Here is a 14,690-nt window from a genome sequence, read left to right as displayed (position 1 = left end):
GAGGAATGGTTTGTCCGGTGACTACTGGGAAGAAGAGGTATTTTCCGCGCCGCCTCTAGCTGCCCTGAAGAAGACAAGCGCGTCAGATGTGTTCGACTGGCTGGAGCTCAATTTCCCTTTCGCGGGAGGGAAGATTGATTGGCGTCGTGCGGATGGACGGCATCAGCATTGGAGAATCGACGATGAGCAGCTGCTCGCGGAGAATGCACTGAGGGAAATCTGTGCGCGAATCGGGCCAGGCTCCGCAGTCGAGCATGTGGGAGACGGACTCTCCCCCTACGGCGTGCGCTTCACCGAGAGCGAGGCCGCTTCGGTTACGGCTGCACTTCTTGAGGTGCCGGAGCATCACTACTTCCTCGCAGAGGATCGAGCGTGGATCGTGGCGGTCTCCTTCGAAGGTGACTTGGATGTCTTGGACCGAGCCGGAACCTAGCTGAGCTCGTGAACAGAAGCCCCGCCGACAGGACAGGATCGTCGGCGGGGCTTCTGGGAGCCGACGGCCGGTAGAAGTGGGAATCAAGTGCCCCGAGCGAGTCGATATATTGTGGAGAAAATTGTGCCCCGATTTTTGTCCGGGAAGACATCGGTTGCCCTCTTGGCAGGTCTCGCAATTCTTGCGGCGGCCGGATGCTCGGGTGGAGAAGGGGTTGATGTGGCCAACTCTGTCAGTGCGGCAAGTCCTCCCGATGAAACTGCGGAAAAGCCCCTGAATGTGCAGGACCTGAAAACTCTGGCCCTTGCCGCGGGCGAGGTGCCGGGGAACAGGGGAGTCGAGGTGCGAGACGCGGCGTCAGAGAGTGAGAGCACTTTTCCGCCGGTTTCTGTGGCATCATGTCGGACGATAATTGATTTCATTCGCGCTGACAGCGCATCTGCCTCTGTGGTTCAGGTCTTCAACTGGGAAAAAGACATCTCGGGAGGGAGGTCGACTCTCGCCTACTATGGTGTCGATGAGGCTGAGCAGGCATTCCAGCGAGTCCGGGAATCGTTGAAGAGGTGCGACTCGTACTCGGGCATGAGTCATGTGGGGGAATACACCGCTGATGTCAGGGTCGAGCAGGCTCCAAATATCGGGGACGAGGCTGTTGTCTTCCATGAGGCCACCTCGGTGAAGTCCTTTGACGAAGCGGAGAGCATCACCACGAACAGCGAGTACGTATGTGTGCGAACCGGAGGTGCTGTCGCTGTATTTAATAAGTCGGGATACGGGAAGAATGTGACGTTTCCGCGTCGACTCATCGAAAAGCAAGTCGATCGTCTGGAGAAAGCTCAACGCTGAGTTCGGGCAGGGGCGGCGCGCGACACATCGCCCGCCCCGCATGGGGTGATCCGGTGAACGGCGGCTGACTCATCCGCGGCCGCGACGGCCGCCTCAGCGGCTATCTGCCGACCGACGACGCCGTCCTGCGCCCATCTGGCCGCCTGGCGTCCCACCAAGGCGGGCGAGGCCGGACTCGTCCACTCCGCACACTTTCGCCCGCGCTTCCCTGCAAGAACCTGAAGTTGGTGTGCTGAAGTGATCGAGAGCGCAGCAGAATTCATCCGGCTCCGGGAAAGCGGCGACGGTCGTGACTACCAGCGTCTGAAGCGGGACGAGGCGCCCGTCGAGGTGTGGCGGGAGATCGTCGCCGACCACCCCGACATGCGGTTCTGGTCGCCTTCAACCGCACGGTTCCGCCGGAGGTGCTCCAGCAACTGGCCCAGGACACCGACTGGCGGGTCCGTGACAAGGTGGCCGGCCGACGGGACACACCGGCAGACGTGCTGGGAGCACTGGCGCAGGACGAACACGACGCGGTCGCATCGTCCGTGGCGGGCAATCCGAGCGCTCCCGACACGGCCCTGCGGGCCCTGACCGAGCATCACTGGGATCAGGTGAGAGACAAGGCACAGCAACGGCTGATGTCGAGCTGAGCCTTGGTCGGGCGCCGGAGCGAACTGTGCTCCGGCGCCCGACCGGTTTGCGTCTGCTCTGCATGGCCGGGGATACGCTCCTGAGCTGGTGGTTCGCGTTCCAAGGCCGGGTGACTTCGATCGGTCAGATCGACCGACTGAAGGGAGGAGAGCGTTCGATGGCTTCCGAGACACAGCTGGACGAGATCACCCGGATCCTGACAGGTACCGTCATCCGCTCCGTCGGCAGAGCAGTGGACATGGGGGTCGTCGAGTTCCACGGTCCCCAGGGCGAGACCGTCATGGTCCATATGCAGTGCCCGTTCCGGATCGTGCGGCACGGGAGGATCCTCCTGGGGTCCGCGGACATGCGGTATGCGCAGAAGGGCGCGGGACCGGACGCGTTCGACGAGTTCCGCATGATCTACGACGCCCGGACCACCACGTTCAATCGAGTGCTCGGACAACTCCGCCCCTCCGTCGACGGCGTGACCGTCGGCGAGACGGGTGAGCTCACCGTGAGCTGGGAGCGGGGCTTCCGGCTCGAAGCGCTCCCCGACTGCTCCGGAGAGATCGAAGCCTGGCGGGCTTTCGTCACCGGTGGTACCCACTACGGGTTCCCGCCGGAGACCATCTGACGCGGACCGGCATCGCTCCTCCGTCTGCCCCCTGCGCCGTAGTGCTCGAAGCAGGGGGCCGATCCTGGGCATCACGGTTGACCCGGCACACCTACTTTCAACTCCCGGCGGCGACGTGACCCAGCAGGAGGACGACCGGTGGGCCCTGCCACTGCGCGGCATGCAGGTGACAGCGGTTCGTCAGACCTCGGATCCTTCACAGTGCGTAGTGACCCTGGCCGGCGGCACAGAGCTGACGTTCAACGGGCCGGCGGAGCTGACGCTTGGGCCGGCTGCGGCTCCCGGCGCGGTGCCGCTCGCTGCCGAGCAGTGGGAGAAACTGGTGGGTTCCATCGTGGTGTCGGCGGTGGCGTTCAAGTCCGGCGGGCTGCGCGCAGTATTCAACAGCGGGCACCATCTGAACGTCCGCGGAGACGATGCCAAGGGACCCAACTGGCGCCAATTGCAAGGGAATTGACGGCCGGACCCACCACAGCGCAGGCCACAGACCCCGCACAGTTTCGATCACAGGGCCCCCACCCCTGGGAGATCAGCTCAGGTTAGGCTAACCTACCTTCGAATTGTCCGGCCGGTGATCCGCCTTGTTCGAAAGCAGCGTACCCATGTCCAACGCAAGAGCCACCCACCTCACCCGTCGCGGCATCCTCGCCGCGGGCGGCGCCCTCGGCCTCGGTGCCGTGCTCGCAGCCTGCGGGGACGACGACGCGAAAAACGGTGGCTCGGACGAGGCCACGACCGCTGCCAAGTCCGGCCCCTGGGCGTTCAAGGACGACCGCGGCACCACCGTGAAGCTCGACAAGGTCCCCACCAAGATCGTGGCCTTCGTCGGCGTCGCGGCCGCCCTCCACGACTACGGCGTCGAGGTCAAGGGTGTCTTCGGCCCCACCAAGACGCAGGACGGCAAGGCCGACGTCCAGGCCGGCGACATGGACATCAGCAAGCTGACCGTCTTCGGCAACGTCTGGGACCAGTTCAACGTCGAGGAGTACGCGGCGTTCGCCCCCGAGGTCCTCATCTCCACGACCTTCGACAGCGCGGGCACCCTCTGGTACGTCCCGGAAGCGTCCAAGGACAAGATCGCCAAGCTCGCCCCGAGCGCCGCGATCTCCGTCTACGACCGGCAGATCACCCAGCCGCTGCAGAAGATGTGGGAGCTGGCGGAGTCCCTCGGCGCGGACCTGAAGGCCGACAAGGCCGCCCAGTCCAAGAAGAACTTCGAGGCCGCCGCGGAGCGTCTGCGCAAGGCCGCCAAGGCCCGCCCCGAGATCAAGGTGATGGCCGGTTCCGCGAGCCAGGACATCTTCTACGTCTCCGGCACCAACCTCTCCATCGACCTTGAGTACTTCAAGGCCCTCGGCGTGAACTTCGTCGAGCCGCCGGAGAGCGCCAAGAAGGAGGGCGGCGGCTGGTTCGAGAGCCTCAGCTGGGAGAACGTCGACAAGTACCCGGCCGACATCATCATGATGGACGACCGCTCCTCGACGATCCAGCCGGCCGACATCACCGAGGCCACCTGGAAGAAGCTGCCCGCGGTGAAGGCCGGCCAGGTCATCGCCCGCTCGCCCGAGCCGATCCTGTCCTACGACAAGTGCACGCCGCTGCTGACGAGCCTGGCCGAGGCCATCGAGAAGGCGAAGAAGGTCGCCTAGACAAGGGCCCCTTGAGGTTGCGGGGCGACTGCGGGTCCGTTGTGACTGGTCGCGCAGTTCCCCGCGCCCCTAAAAGCAGGTCGGATCCCCTGACGCCGATTCGGGAGTTACCCCCATGACCACCGCCGTCGCCGCCCCCTTCCGCTTCTTCTCACTCCAGGTCGTACGGACGCGGCGGCTCGGGCCGTCCCTGGTCCGGGTCACCTTCGCCGGGGCCGATCTGCACGCCTTCCACTCCGACGGGTGTGACCAGAGCCTGTCGATCTTCCTGCCGCACCCCGGCCAGACCGAGCCCCAGGTTCCCCTCGAACTCGGCGACGGCTGGTGGCAGGGATGGCGTGAACTCCCGGACGACGTCCGCGCCGTGATGCGGTCGTACACGCTCCGCGCGCTCCGCCGGGACCCCGACGAGATCGACATCGACTTCGTCCTGCACACCCCCGCCGGGCCCGCCTCGCACTGGGCCTCCCGCGCCACCGCCGGCGACCGCGTCCTGCTGCTCGGGCCCGCCATCGCCGACAACCGCGCGATCCGGTTCCGGCCGCCGCAGGACACCGACCTGGTTGTCATCTGGGGCGACGACACGGCCGTACCCGCCGTCTCCGCCATCCTCGAAACCCTGCCCGCCGGCACCCGCGCCCGGGTGTGGCTGGAGGTGCACGACGCCGGGGACATCCAGGACCTGGTGACCGAGGCCGACGTTGAGATCACCTGGCTGGTCGAGGACGACGGCCTCGTTGCCGTCCGCGCCGCCGAACTGCCGCCCGCCGAGCGTCCGTACGTCTGGATCGCCGGTGAGTCGGGCCGTGTGAAGGCGTTGCGCCGGCACTTCGTCGGTGAACGCGGGATCGACCGGCGCCGGGTGACGTTCGTCGGCTACTGGCGCCAGGGGCTGACCGAGGAACAGCTGCGCGCCGCCGAGTAGTTACCGCTGGGAGCCACGTGATCACAGTCACGGTCGAGGCTGCCCTGAGGTCGCGGTACTTAGGTTAGGCTAACCTAAGCTCACGCACGTACCCCCCGCACCCGCACCACACGGCCCGTCCCCACCGGAGGACCTCCCCATGCGCTCGCACCTGCTCAATGACACGACCGCGGAGCAGTACCGCCGCTCCGTGACCGAAGGTATAGAGCGGGTGGCAGCCAAACTCGCCGCCACCGACCGTCCGTTCACCGGTGTCACCGTCGACGCCCTCGCCCCGACCATCGACGCGATCGACCTCGACCAGCCGCTGCTCGACCCGGCCGCGGTCCTCGACGAGCTGGAGGACGTCTACCTCCGGGACGCGATCTACTTCCACCACCCCCGCTACCTCGCCCACCTCAACTGCCCGGTCGTCATACCGGCCGTGCTCGGCGAGGCGATCCTCTCCGCCGTCAACTCCTCCCTGGACACCTGGGACCAGTCGGCCGGCGGCACCCTCATCGAGCGCAAGCTGATCGACTGGACGACCGCCCGAATAGGTCTCGGCGAGAACGCCGACGGTGTCTTCACCTCCGGCGGCACGCAGTCCAACCTCCAGGCGCTGCTGCTGGCCCGCGAGGAGGCGAAGACCGACTCCTTCGCCAAACTGCGTATCTTCGCCTCCGAGGTCAGCCACTTCAGCGTGAAGAAGTCGGCGAAACTGCTGGGCCTCGGCCAGGACGCCGTGGTCTCCATCCCCGTCGACCACGACAAGCGCATGCAGACCGTCGCGCTCGCCCATGAGCTGGAGCGCTGCAGGAAGGACGGCCTGGTCCCCATGGCCGTCGTCGCCACTGCCGGCACCACCGACTTCGGCTCCATCGACCCGCTGCCCGAGATCGCCGAGCTGTGCGAGCAGTTCGGCACCTGGATGCACGTCGACGCCGCCTACGGCTGCGGGCTCCTCGCCTCCGTGAAGTACCGGGGCCGTATCGACGGCATCGAGCGCGCCGACTCGGTCACCGTCGACTACCACAAGTCCTTCTTCCAGCCGGTGAGTTCGTCGGCCGTGCTGGTCCGCGACGCCTCGACGCTGCGCCACGCCACCTACCACGCGGAGTACCTCAACCCGCGCCGTATGGTCACCGAGCGCATCCCCAACCAGGTCGACAAGTCCCTGCAGACGACCCGCCGTTTCGACGCCCTCAAGCTGTGGATGACCCTGCGCACGATGGGCGCCGACGGCATCGGGCAGCTCTTCGACGAGGTCTGCGACCTGGCGGTGGAGGGCTGGAAACTGCTGGCCGCCGACCCGCGCTTCGACGTCGTGGTCGAGCCGTCCCTGTCCACCCTGGTCTACCGCTACATCCCCGCGGCCGTCACCGACCCCGCCGAGATCGACCGCGCCAACCTGTACGCCCGCAAGGCGCTGTTCGCCTCCGGCGACGCGGTGGTCGCGGGCACCAAGGTGGGCGGCCGCCACTACCTGAAGTTCACCCTGCTCAACCCCGAGACGACGACCGAAGACATCGCCGCCGTCCTCGACCTGATCGCCGGCCACGCCGAGCAGTACCTGGGAGAGTCCCTTGACCGCGCGTCCTGAAAACCCGACCAGAACCCATGACTTCGTGGGGATCGGGCTCGGCCCGTTCAACCTCGGCCTCGCCTGTCTGACCGAGCCGATCGACGAGCTCGACGGCGTCTTCCTGGAGTCGAAGCCCGACTTCGAGTGGCACGCGGGCATGTTCCTGGACGGCGCGCACCTCCAGACCCCGTTCATGTCGGACCTGGTCACCCTGGCCGACCCGACCTCGCCGTACTCCTTCCTGAACTACCTGAAGGAGAAGGGCCGGCTGTACTCGTTCTACATCCGGGAGAACTTCTACCCGCTGCGGATCGAGTACGACGACTACTGCCGCTGGGCGGCCAACAAGCTGAGCAGCATCCGCTTCAGCACGACGGTCGCCGAGGTGACGTACGAGGACGACCTGTACGTCGTGACGACGAGCGCCGGTGACACCTACCGCGCCCGTCACCTGGTCCTCGGCACCGGCACCCCGCCCTTCATACCCGAGGCCTGCCAGGGCCTGGGCGGCGACTTCATCCACAACTCCCGCTATCTGCAGAACAAGGCGGAGCTGCAGAAGAAGGAGTCGATCACGCTGGTGGGCTCCGGGCAGTCCGCGGCGGAGATCTACTACGACCTGCTCAGCGAGATCGACGTCCACGGCTACCGGCTGAACTGGGTCACCCGCTCCCCGCGCTTCTTCCCGCTGGAGTACACCAAGCTCACGCTGGAGATGACGTCGCCGGAGTACGTCGACTACTTCCGCGAGCTGCCGGAGGCGACCCGCTACCGCCTCACCGCCGAGCAGAAGGGCCTGTTCAAGGGCATCGACGGCGACCTGATCAACGAGATCTTCGACCTGCTCTACCAGAAGAACCTCGGCGGCCCGGTCCCCACCCGACTGCTCACCAACTCCTCGCTGAACGGGGCGACGTACGAGAACGGCACGTACACGCTGTCCTTCCGCCAGGAGGAGCAGCACAAGGACTTCGACCTCGACTCGCAGGGCCTGGTGCTGGCCACCGGTTACAAGTACGCCGAGCCGGAGTTCCTCGCGCCCGTCAAGGACCGCCTGGTCTACGACTCGCAGGGCAACTTCGACGTCGCCCGCAACTACGCCGTCGACGTCACCGGCCGCGGTGTCTTCCTGCAGAACGCCGGTGTCCACACGCACAGCATCACGAGCCCGGACCTGGGCATGGGCCCGTACCGGAACGCGTACATCATCCGCGAGCTGCTCGGTACCGATTACTACCCGGTCGAGAAGACGATCGCGTTCCAGGAGTTCTCCGTATGAGCACCACAGACATCGGCACGTTCACCGTCCGCCCGCTCGACCCCCTGAAGGACGCCGAGCTGCTGCACCGCTGGGTCACCGACCCCAAGGCGGCCTTCTGGATGATGCAGGACGCGAAACTCCAGGACGTCGAGCGCGAGTACATGCGCATCGCGGCGCACGAGCACCACCACGCGTACCTGGGCCTGCACGGGGGCGAACCGGCCTTCCTGATGGAGAAGTACGACCCCCGGTACGTCGAACTGGTCGGCCTGTACGACCCCGAGCCCGGCGATGTCGGCATGCACTTCCTGGTCGCCCCCACCGACCGCCCGATCAGCGGCTTCACCAGGGCCGTCATCACCGCCGTGATGGAAGAGCTGTTCGCCGACCCGCGCACCCGCCGGGTCGTCGTGGAGCCCGACGTGAGCAACAAGGCCGTGCACGCGCTGAACGAGGCCGTCGGCTTCGTGCCCGAACGTGAGATCGACAAGCCGGAGAAGCGCGCGCTGCTGAGCTTCTGCACGCGCGCACAGTTCCTGGCCGCCCGAGGAGTAGCTGTATGACCCTGTCCGACGCCGTAGCGCACCTGTCCCCCCACCGCTGGGCGCGGGCCAACCGCCTCCTGATCCGCAAGGGCCTCGCCGAGTTCGCCCACGAGCGGCTCATCACGCCGGAGGCCACCGGCGCCGGCGAGTACGTCGTCCGCAGCGACGACGGTCTGACGCGGTACACCTTCAAGGCGGTGATCCGGGCCCTCGACCACTGGCAGGTCGACGCCGACTCGATCACCCGCCACCGGGACGGCGCGGAACTCCCGCTCGCCGCCCTGGACTTCTTCATCGAGCTGCAGAAGTCCCTGGGCCTGAGCGACGAGGTCCTGCCGGTGTACCTGGAGGAGATATCCTCCACCCTCTCGGGCACCTGCTACAAGCTCACCAAGCCGCAGGTCCCGGTCGCCGAGCTGGTGAAGAGTGACTTCCAGGCCATCGAGACCGGCATGACCGAGGGCCATCCCTGCTTCGTCGCCAACAACGGGCGTCTCGGCTTCGGCATCCACGAGTACCTGTCGTACGCCCCCGAGACCGCGAGCCCCGTCCGGCTGGTCTGGCTGGCCGCGCACCGCGACCGGGCGGCCTTCACGGCCGGTGTCGGCATCGAGTACGAGTCCTTCGTACGGCAGGAGCTGGGCGAGGAGACCGTCGAGCGCTTCAACGGCGTCCTGCGCGACCAGGACCTCGACCCCGCCGACTACCTCCTCATCCCCGTCCACCCCTGGCAGTGGTGGAACAAGCTCACTGTCACCTTCGCCGCCGAGGTCGCCCGAGGGCACCTCGTCTGCGTCGGCGAGGGCGACGACGAGTACCTGGCCCAGCAGTCGATCCGGACCTTCTTCAACCGGTCCAGCCCCGAGAAGCACTACGTGAAGACGGCCCTGTCCGTCATCAACATGGGCTTCATGCGCGGCCTCTCGGCGGCGTACATGGAGGCGACCCCGGCCATCAACGACTGGCTCGCCCAGCTCATCGACAACGACCCGGTACTGCGCGACACCGGCCTGTCGATCATCCGCGAGCGGGCCGCCGTCGGCTACCGGCACCTGGAGTACGAGGCGGCCACGGACCGCTACTCGCCGTACCGCAAGATGCTGGCGGCCCTGTGGCGCGAGAGCCCCGTCGCGTCCCTCAAGGAGGGCGAGTCGCTGGCCACCATGGCCTCCCTCGTCCACGTCGACGACGAGGGCGCGTCCTTCGCGGGCGCGCTGATCGCGCAGTCGGGGCTGACGCCGGTGGAGTGGCTGCGCCGCTACCTCAAGGCGTACTACACCCCGCTGCTGCACAGCTTCTACGCCTACGACCTCGTCTACATGCCGCACGGCGAGAACGTCATCCTGGCCCTCAAGGACGGCGTCGTCGAGCGCGCGATCTACAAGGACATCGCCGAGGAGATCGCGGTCATGGACCCGGACGCGGTGCTGCCGCCGACGGTCGAGCGACTGCGCGTGGAGGTCCCCGAGGACAAGAAGCTCCTGTCCATCTTCACGGACGTCTTCGACTGCTTCTTCCGCTTCCTCGCCGCGAACCTCGCGGCCGAGGGAATCCTGGAGGAGGACGACTTCTGGCGCACGGTCGCCGAGGTCACCCGGGACTACCAGCACTCGGTGCCCGAACTCGCCGACAAGTTCAAGCAGTACGACATGTTCGCCCCCGAGTTCGCGCTGTCCTGCCTCAACCGCCTCCAGCTGCGCAACAACAAGCAGATGGTCGACCTCGCAGACCCGGCCGGCGCCCTCCAACTGGTCGGCAACCTGAAGAACCCCATCGCAGGGCTGTAACCACGGCCCCACAAGACAGGCGTGCACCCCCGGGGTACGGTCCCCCGGGGTGCACGTCCATACGTCCCGGGCGTGCGCGCCCCTATCTTTTAGGGGCGCGGGGCCGTGTCAATTTGCGGCTCCGCCGCGGGGCGCGACCAGCCCCCACCGCCCCGCAGACGAAGAACCACCCTCACGCCGAAGGCCACGGCACCTGCGGCGACCGATAGAACCCGATCCCCAACGCCTCCCACCGCTCAGCCTGCGCAGCAAGCCGCACCTTGTAGGCATCCCAGTCGTGTGTGGAAGCCGGCGACCACCCGAGCTCGGCCACACCCGCCAGCCTCGGGAACGCCATGTACTCGATGTCGTCCGACTTGGTGATCGTCTCCGTCCACAGCGGAGCCTCCACCCCCCGGATTGCCGAAGCGGGGGCACCCGGGAGGTACGCGGCCGGATCCCAGTCGTACGACCGCTTCACCTCGACCAGACCGGCCCAGTCCAGGCCGAGCGGAGTGTCCGCCGTGTACTTCATGTCGAGGTAGATCCGGTCGGCCGGGGACAGCACGATCCCCGTCCCGTTCTGCGCGGCCTGGGCGACCTGCGCCTTCTCCTCGGCACTCGTACCGTCCAGCCCCCAGTACTGCGCCAACGCCCCCCGCGAGGGAGTCGCCCCGGTCAGCTGATGCCAGCCCACCACCGTCTTGCCGTACTTGGCGACGAGCGGCTGCACGCGGTCCATGAACTTCACATAGTCCTCGTGGCTGGTCGAGTGCGCCTCGTCCCCGCCGATGTGCAGGTACTTGCCCGGCGTGAGCGCGGCGAGCTCCCGGATCACGTCGTCCACGAAGTCGTACGTGATGTCCTTGCCGACGCACAGCGAGCTGAAGCCGACCTCGGTGCCGGTGTAGAGGGGGGGCGCGACGCCGTCGCAGTTCAGCTCGGCGTACGAGGCGAGGGCGGCGTTGGTGTGGCCGGGCATGTCGATCTCGGGGACGACCTCCAGGTAGCGGGAGGACGCGTACTGGACGATCTCCTTGTAGTCGGCCTTGGTGTAGTGGCCGCCGGGGCCGCCGCCGACCTGGGTCGAGCCGCCGTACGTCGCCAGGCGCGGCCAGGAGTCGATGGCGATGCGCCAGCCCTGGTCGTCGCTGAGGTGCAGATGCAGTTTGTTGATCTTGTAGAGGGCGAGCTGGTCGATGTAGCGCTTGACCTGGTCGACGGTGAAGAAGTGCCGGGAGACGTCGAGCATGGCGCCGCGCCAGCGGTAGCGGGGGGTGTCCTTGACCGTGCCGCCCGCGACCAGCCAGGGGCCGGGCTGCACGGAGTCCTTCTCGACGGCCGCCGGGAGCAGTTGGCGCAGGGTCTGCACGCCGTGGAAGAGGCCTGCGGGTGCCGCGGCGGTGATGGTGACGCCGCCCCGGCCGCTGTCCAGACGGTAGCCCTCGGCGCCGAACGAGCCCTTGGCCAGGCGCAGCCGGATACCGCCACTGCCCTGGGCGGTGACCGGGAGGCGGTAGCCGGTGGAGGGGCGCAGGACGGACGCGAGGTACTCGCCGATGCGGCGGCTCTCACGGGAGTCGTCCACGCGTATATGGGTGCCGCGGGTGATCTTGTAGGGCGATCCGCCCGGGGCGACCGAGGCGGGTGCGGGGACCAGCCGGTCGAGCGGGGTGGACGATGCGGCCGGTGCGGGCGCGGCCCCGGTGACGGAGACGCCCATCGCTACCAGCAGCAGGGAACCGAGAAGGCGCAGTGTCCTGTGTCTCACCAAACCGTGTCTCACAAAACCGTCCCTTCCATGAGCCGTTGAGCTCCAAGAGGTCTGGACCACTCTCTCGTGAGACTGGTGGAACAATCCACCCCATGGCGGAAATCATCCAGAAGGACGGCACGTGGGTCTTCGACGGCGATGCACTGCGGCTGACTCCCGGACGGGACAAGAACGTCAGCCTGTTCCGCAAGACGCTGGGTGAACTGGTGCTCCCCCTGGGCGCGTTGGCGGGGGTTTCCTTCGAACAGGGCAAGAAGGCCGGGCGGCTGCGACTGCGGCTGCGCGACGGCGCCGACCCGCTGCTGCACGCCACCGGCGGCCGGCTCACCGAGCCCAACGACCCGTATCAGCTGATCGTCGAGTCCGACCGTTACGGCGTCGCCGAGTACTTCGTGGACGAGGTGCGCAACGCGCTGCTGCTCGACCAGGTCCCGGCCGAACCGGTCGACGCGTACCTGCTGCCGGGCCCCTCGGTGCCTCTGTCGGTCTCCGCCGGGGACGGCACCGCGACCTTCGACGGCGAGAGCATCCGCCTGGAGTGGAACTGGAAGACGGAGGACGCCAAGGCCGCCGCCGGCAGCCGCTCCCTCACGGTCACCGACATCGCGGCCGTGGAGTGGCATCCGGCGGCGGGCCTGGAGAACGGCCACCTCCGCTTCACCGTCAGGAACGCGCCCACCAAGGCACCGCCCAAGTACGACCCGAACTCGGTGGAGCTGTGGGGCTTCAAGAAGGACCCGCTGATGGCCCTGGTCGCGGCGGCCGTCCAGGCCCGCCTCCCGCATCCGGCCAGGGCCACCGGCACGGACGTGCCGGACGCGCGACCGGAGCTGCCTTCTCCTCCGGTCGCGGCCGCCGAGGACGACCACGACGCCCTCCTGCGCCGCCTGCGCGAACTCGGCGAGCTCCATCGCACGGGCGTGCTGACGGACGAGGAGTTCACCTTGGCCAAACAGGCGGTTCTCAAGCGGATGTAGCGGATGTAGCGGATGTAGCGGACTTGCCGGGCACCGCTCGGGGCTACTTGGCCCGGCGGGCCACCGTGAAGTGGTCGATCCGGTCACCGGTCTCGGCGATGCCCTGCACCTTCAGGGTGGCGTAACGGCCCCGCGAGGCGGGCTGGACGTCCACGCGCAGGAACGAGTAGTTGAGGTAGCGCACCCGCGACCAGGCGACCGTCTCGTTCTGCTTGCCGTCCTTGAGGTTGACGAAGGAGGCCACGGAGTCGACCTCGTTCTCGTGCCCCTCGTAGGAGTCCGGAGCGCTGAACGCGTACAGACTGCGGCCCGCCGCACCCGCGGTCACGTACACCACGCCCTCGGTCTCGGGGTACGCCGTGCCGCCGATCTCCAGCTTCTTCGTGACCTTGTCGCCCTTGATCACGTCCGTGCGCTCGTACTGGTGGTTGTGGCCGTTGATGACCAGGTCCACCTGGTACTTCTCGAACAGCGGCACCCACTCCTGGCGCACACCCCCCTCCGAGGCGTGCGCGGTGGAGGTGCAGTACGCGCAGTGATGGAAGAACACGACGACGAAGTCGATGTCGTGGGCCGCCCGGAACTTCTTCAGCTGCGCCTCGAACCACTTGGTCTGCGTGCCGCCGGAGATGCCGAGATTGGCGGGGATCTCGTACGACACGTCGTTCGGGTCAAGCGAGATGACCGCGGTGTTGCCGTGGACGAAGGAGTAGACGCCCGGCAGGTTCTTCCGGTCCGGCCCGTTGTCGGGGAGCGTGAAGCGGGCCTCCTCGCCGCCGTAGCCGTTGGGCGAGTACCAGGCCTCCATGTCGTGGTTGCCGTAACTGACCATCCACGGCACCGACTTGGCGACGGACTCGGTCTGGGCCAGGAACTGGTCCCACACCCGCGAGTCGAAGCCGGTGTCGGCCGGCTTGCCCTGGCCGGCCGGGTCGGCGTACGCGATGTCACCGGCGTGCAGATGGAACGCCGGGTTCTGGCCGAGGAGCAGGCTGTCGTTGGCGAGGCCGTGGTAGCTGACGCCCTGGTCGCCGAAGGCCGTGAAGGTGAACGGCTCCTTGTGCGAGGGCGCGGTGGTGAAGGTGCCGAGCGTGCCGAGCAGGTGCGACTCGGCGGGGTCGAAGCCCTGGTGGCCGACGCCGTAGTAGTACGTGCGGCCCGGGCGCAGGTGGCTGAGCCTGGCGTGGACGTAGTACTGCGTGTGGTCGGCACTCGCCCCGACGCCGGCCGGGGTGTAGAGGGTGCGGACCTCGGCCTCGATCTTGCGGGAGAGGTCCCAGGGGTGGGCGCCGATCCGGACGAACGGCTTCTTCACGGCGACCGGGACCTGCCACGAGACGGTCATCTCGGTGCGCGCGTCGTTGCCGTAGGCGAGGTGGCGGCCGAAGGGGGCGACGAGGGCGCCGTCGACGGTCTCGGTGCGCGGGGCCGTCTGCGTCGGCACGGCGGCCTGTGCGGTGGCCTGTGCGGTGGCGCCGGGAGCGAACGCGCCACCCGCGACGGCGCCCAGCGTGACGGCGCCGCCTCTGATCATCGTGCGCCGCGAGAACTTGGCGCGCAGGTACTCGTGCTGCTCGGCCGTGCTCATGCGCTCGGCCAGCTGCTGGGGTACTCCCATGCGAGGAATGTCCATGGCGTCCGAAACTCGTCCCCTCAGGCAACGGGATACGGACCGCCGTATGGACGGCTCCGGAACAG

At 67.5% G+C, this 14,690-nt stretch carries 14 protein-coding genes; 12 read left to right on the top strand and 2 right to left on the bottom strand.

The window, feature by feature from the left end; all coding sequences use genetic code 11:
* Positions 1 to 10: 10 nt before the first annotated feature.
* The 11 genes from OHO27_RS26590 to OHO27_RS26540 all read left to right on the top strand — a co-directional run bounded on the left by OHO27_RS26590 (position 11) and on the right by OHO27_RS26540 (position 10,262).
* Complete coding sequence (locus tag OHO27_RS26590; protein ID WP_328427490.1) at positions 11 to 433, top strand: hypothetical protein; 423 nt, start codon at positions 11 to 13, stop codon at positions 431 to 433.
* 219 nt (positions 434 to 652) lie between these two features.
* A complete protein-coding gene (locus OHO27_RS26585) occupies positions 653 to 1,279 on the top strand; it encodes a hypothetical protein (protein ID WP_328427489.1) in 627 nt (208 codons plus the stop codon).
* A 332-nt stretch (positions 1,280 to 1,611) separates the two neighbouring features.
* Positions 1,612 to 1,914, top strand: coding sequence for a hypothetical protein (locus OHO27_RS26580; RefSeq protein ID WP_328427488.1), 303 nt, complete (start codon positions 1,612 to 1,614; stop codon positions 1,912 to 1,914).
* Positions 1,915 to 2,072: 158 nt separating this feature from the next.
* A complete protein-coding gene (locus OHO27_RS26575; RefSeq protein ID WP_328427487.1) occupies positions 2,073 to 2,531 on the top strand; it encodes a hypothetical protein in 459 nt (152 codons plus the stop codon).
* A gap of 115 nt (positions 2,532 to 2,646) precedes the next feature.
* Positions 2,647 to 2,988, top strand: a complete 342-nt coding sequence (locus tag OHO27_RS26570; RefSeq protein ID WP_328427486.1) for a DUF6188 family protein — start codon at positions 2,647 to 2,649, stop codon at positions 2,986 to 2,988.
* Positions 2,989 to 3,133: 145 nt separating this feature from the next.
* On the top strand, positions 3,134 to 4,180 hold the full coding sequence (locus tag OHO27_RS26565; RefSeq protein ID WP_328427485.1) for an ABC transporter substrate-binding protein: 1,047 nt from the start codon (positions 3,134 to 3,136) through the stop codon (positions 4,178 to 4,180).
* 115 nt (positions 4,181 to 4,295) lie between these two features.
* On the top strand, positions 4,296 to 5,105 hold the full coding sequence (locus OHO27_RS26560; RefSeq protein ID WP_328427484.1) for a siderophore-interacting protein: 810 nt from the start codon (positions 4,296 to 4,298) through the stop codon (positions 5,103 to 5,105).
* A gap of 139 nt (positions 5,106 to 5,244) precedes the next feature.
* Entirely contained in the window at positions 5,245 to 6,687 is a 1,443-nt protein-coding gene (gene desA / locus OHO27_RS26555; protein ID WP_328427483.1) for a lysine decarboxylase DesA, read from the top strand.
* Positions 6,671 to 7,948, top strand: coding sequence for a lysine N(6)-hydroxylase/L-ornithine N(5)-oxygenase family protein (locus tag OHO27_RS26550; protein ID WP_328427482.1), 1,278 nt, complete (start codon positions 6,671 to 6,673; stop codon positions 7,946 to 7,948). The genes desA and OHO27_RS26550 overlap by 17 nt, the downstream gene beginning before the upstream one ends.
* Entirely contained in the window at positions 7,945 to 8,493 is a 549-nt protein-coding gene (locus tag OHO27_RS26545; RefSeq protein ID WP_328427481.1) for a GNAT family N-acetyltransferase, read from the top strand. Before OHO27_RS26550 ends, OHO27_RS26545 begins: the two co-directional genes overlap by 4 nt.
* Positions 8,490 to 10,262, top strand: a complete 1,773-nt coding sequence (locus tag OHO27_RS26540) for an IucA/IucC family protein (RefSeq protein ID WP_328427480.1) — start codon at positions 8,490 to 8,492, stop codon at positions 10,260 to 10,262. Before OHO27_RS26545 ends, OHO27_RS26540 begins: the two co-directional genes overlap by 4 nt.
* 172 nt (positions 10,263 to 10,434) lie before the next feature.
* On the opposite strand, the gene OHO27_RS26535 is transcribed toward OHO27_RS26540, so the two are convergent.
* Complete coding sequence (locus OHO27_RS26535; RefSeq protein ID WP_328430559.1) at positions 10,435 to 11,964, bottom strand: beta-N-acetylhexosaminidase; 1,530 nt, start codon at positions 11,962 to 11,964, stop codon at positions 10,435 to 10,437.
* Between the two features lie 143 nt (positions 11,965 to 12,107).
* On the opposite strand from OHO27_RS26535, the gene OHO27_RS26530 reads away from it, so the two are divergent.
* Complete coding sequence (locus tag OHO27_RS26530) at positions 12,108 to 12,992, top strand: DUF4429 domain-containing protein (protein ID WP_328427479.1); 885 nt, start codon at positions 12,108 to 12,110, stop codon at positions 12,990 to 12,992.
* 43 nt (positions 12,993 to 13,035) lie between these two features.
* Here the strand turns inward: OHO27_RS26530 and OHO27_RS26525 are convergent, their stop codons facing one another.
* A complete protein-coding gene (locus OHO27_RS26525; protein WP_328427478.1) occupies positions 13,036 to 14,610 on the bottom strand; it encodes a purple acid phosphatase family protein in 1,575 nt (524 codons plus the stop codon).
* Positions 14,611 to 14,690: the final 80 nt, after the last annotated feature.

Origin of the sequence: Streptomyces sp. NBC_00443 (assembly GCF_036014175.1) — a bacterium.
Taxonomy (GTDB): Bacteria; Actinomycetota; Actinomycetes; order Streptomycetales; family Streptomycetaceae; genus Streptomyces.
This window is presented reverse-complemented; position numbering and strand designations above follow the sequence as displayed.

Coding starts and splice junctions, on each gene's coding strand:
- desA (WP_328427483.1), top strand. CDS start 5,245: ATGCGCTCGCACCTGCTCAATGACACGACCGCGGAGCAGTACCGCCGC.
- OHO27_RS26540 (WP_328427480.1), top strand. CDS start 8,490: ATGACCCTGTCCGACGCCGTAGCGCACCTGTCCCCCCACCGCTGGGCG.
- OHO27_RS26535 (WP_328430559.1), bottom strand. CDS start 11,964: ATGGGCGTCTCCGTCACCGGGGCCGCGCCCGCACCGGCCGCATCGTCC.
- OHO27_RS26545 (WP_328427481.1), top strand. CDS start 7,945: ATGAGCACCACAGACATCGGCACGTTCACCGTCCGCCCGCTCGACCCC.
- OHO27_RS26530 (WP_328427479.1), top strand. CDS start 12,108: ATGGCGGAAATCATCCAGAAGGACGGCACGTGGGTCTTCGACGGCGAT.
- OHO27_RS26565 (WP_328427485.1), top strand. CDS start 3,134: ATGTCCAACGCAAGAGCCACCCACCTCACCCGTCGCGGCATCCTCGCC.
- OHO27_RS26525 (WP_328427478.1), bottom strand. CDS start 14,610: ATGGGAGTACCCCAGCAGCTGGCCGAGCGCATGAGCACGGCCGAGCAG.
- OHO27_RS26560 (WP_328427484.1), top strand. CDS start 4,296: ATGACCACCGCCGTCGCCGCCCCCTTCCGCTTCTTCTCACTCCAGGTC.
- OHO27_RS26575 (WP_328427487.1), top strand. CDS start 2,073: ATGGCTTCCGAGACACAGCTGGACGAGATCACCCGGATCCTGACAGGT.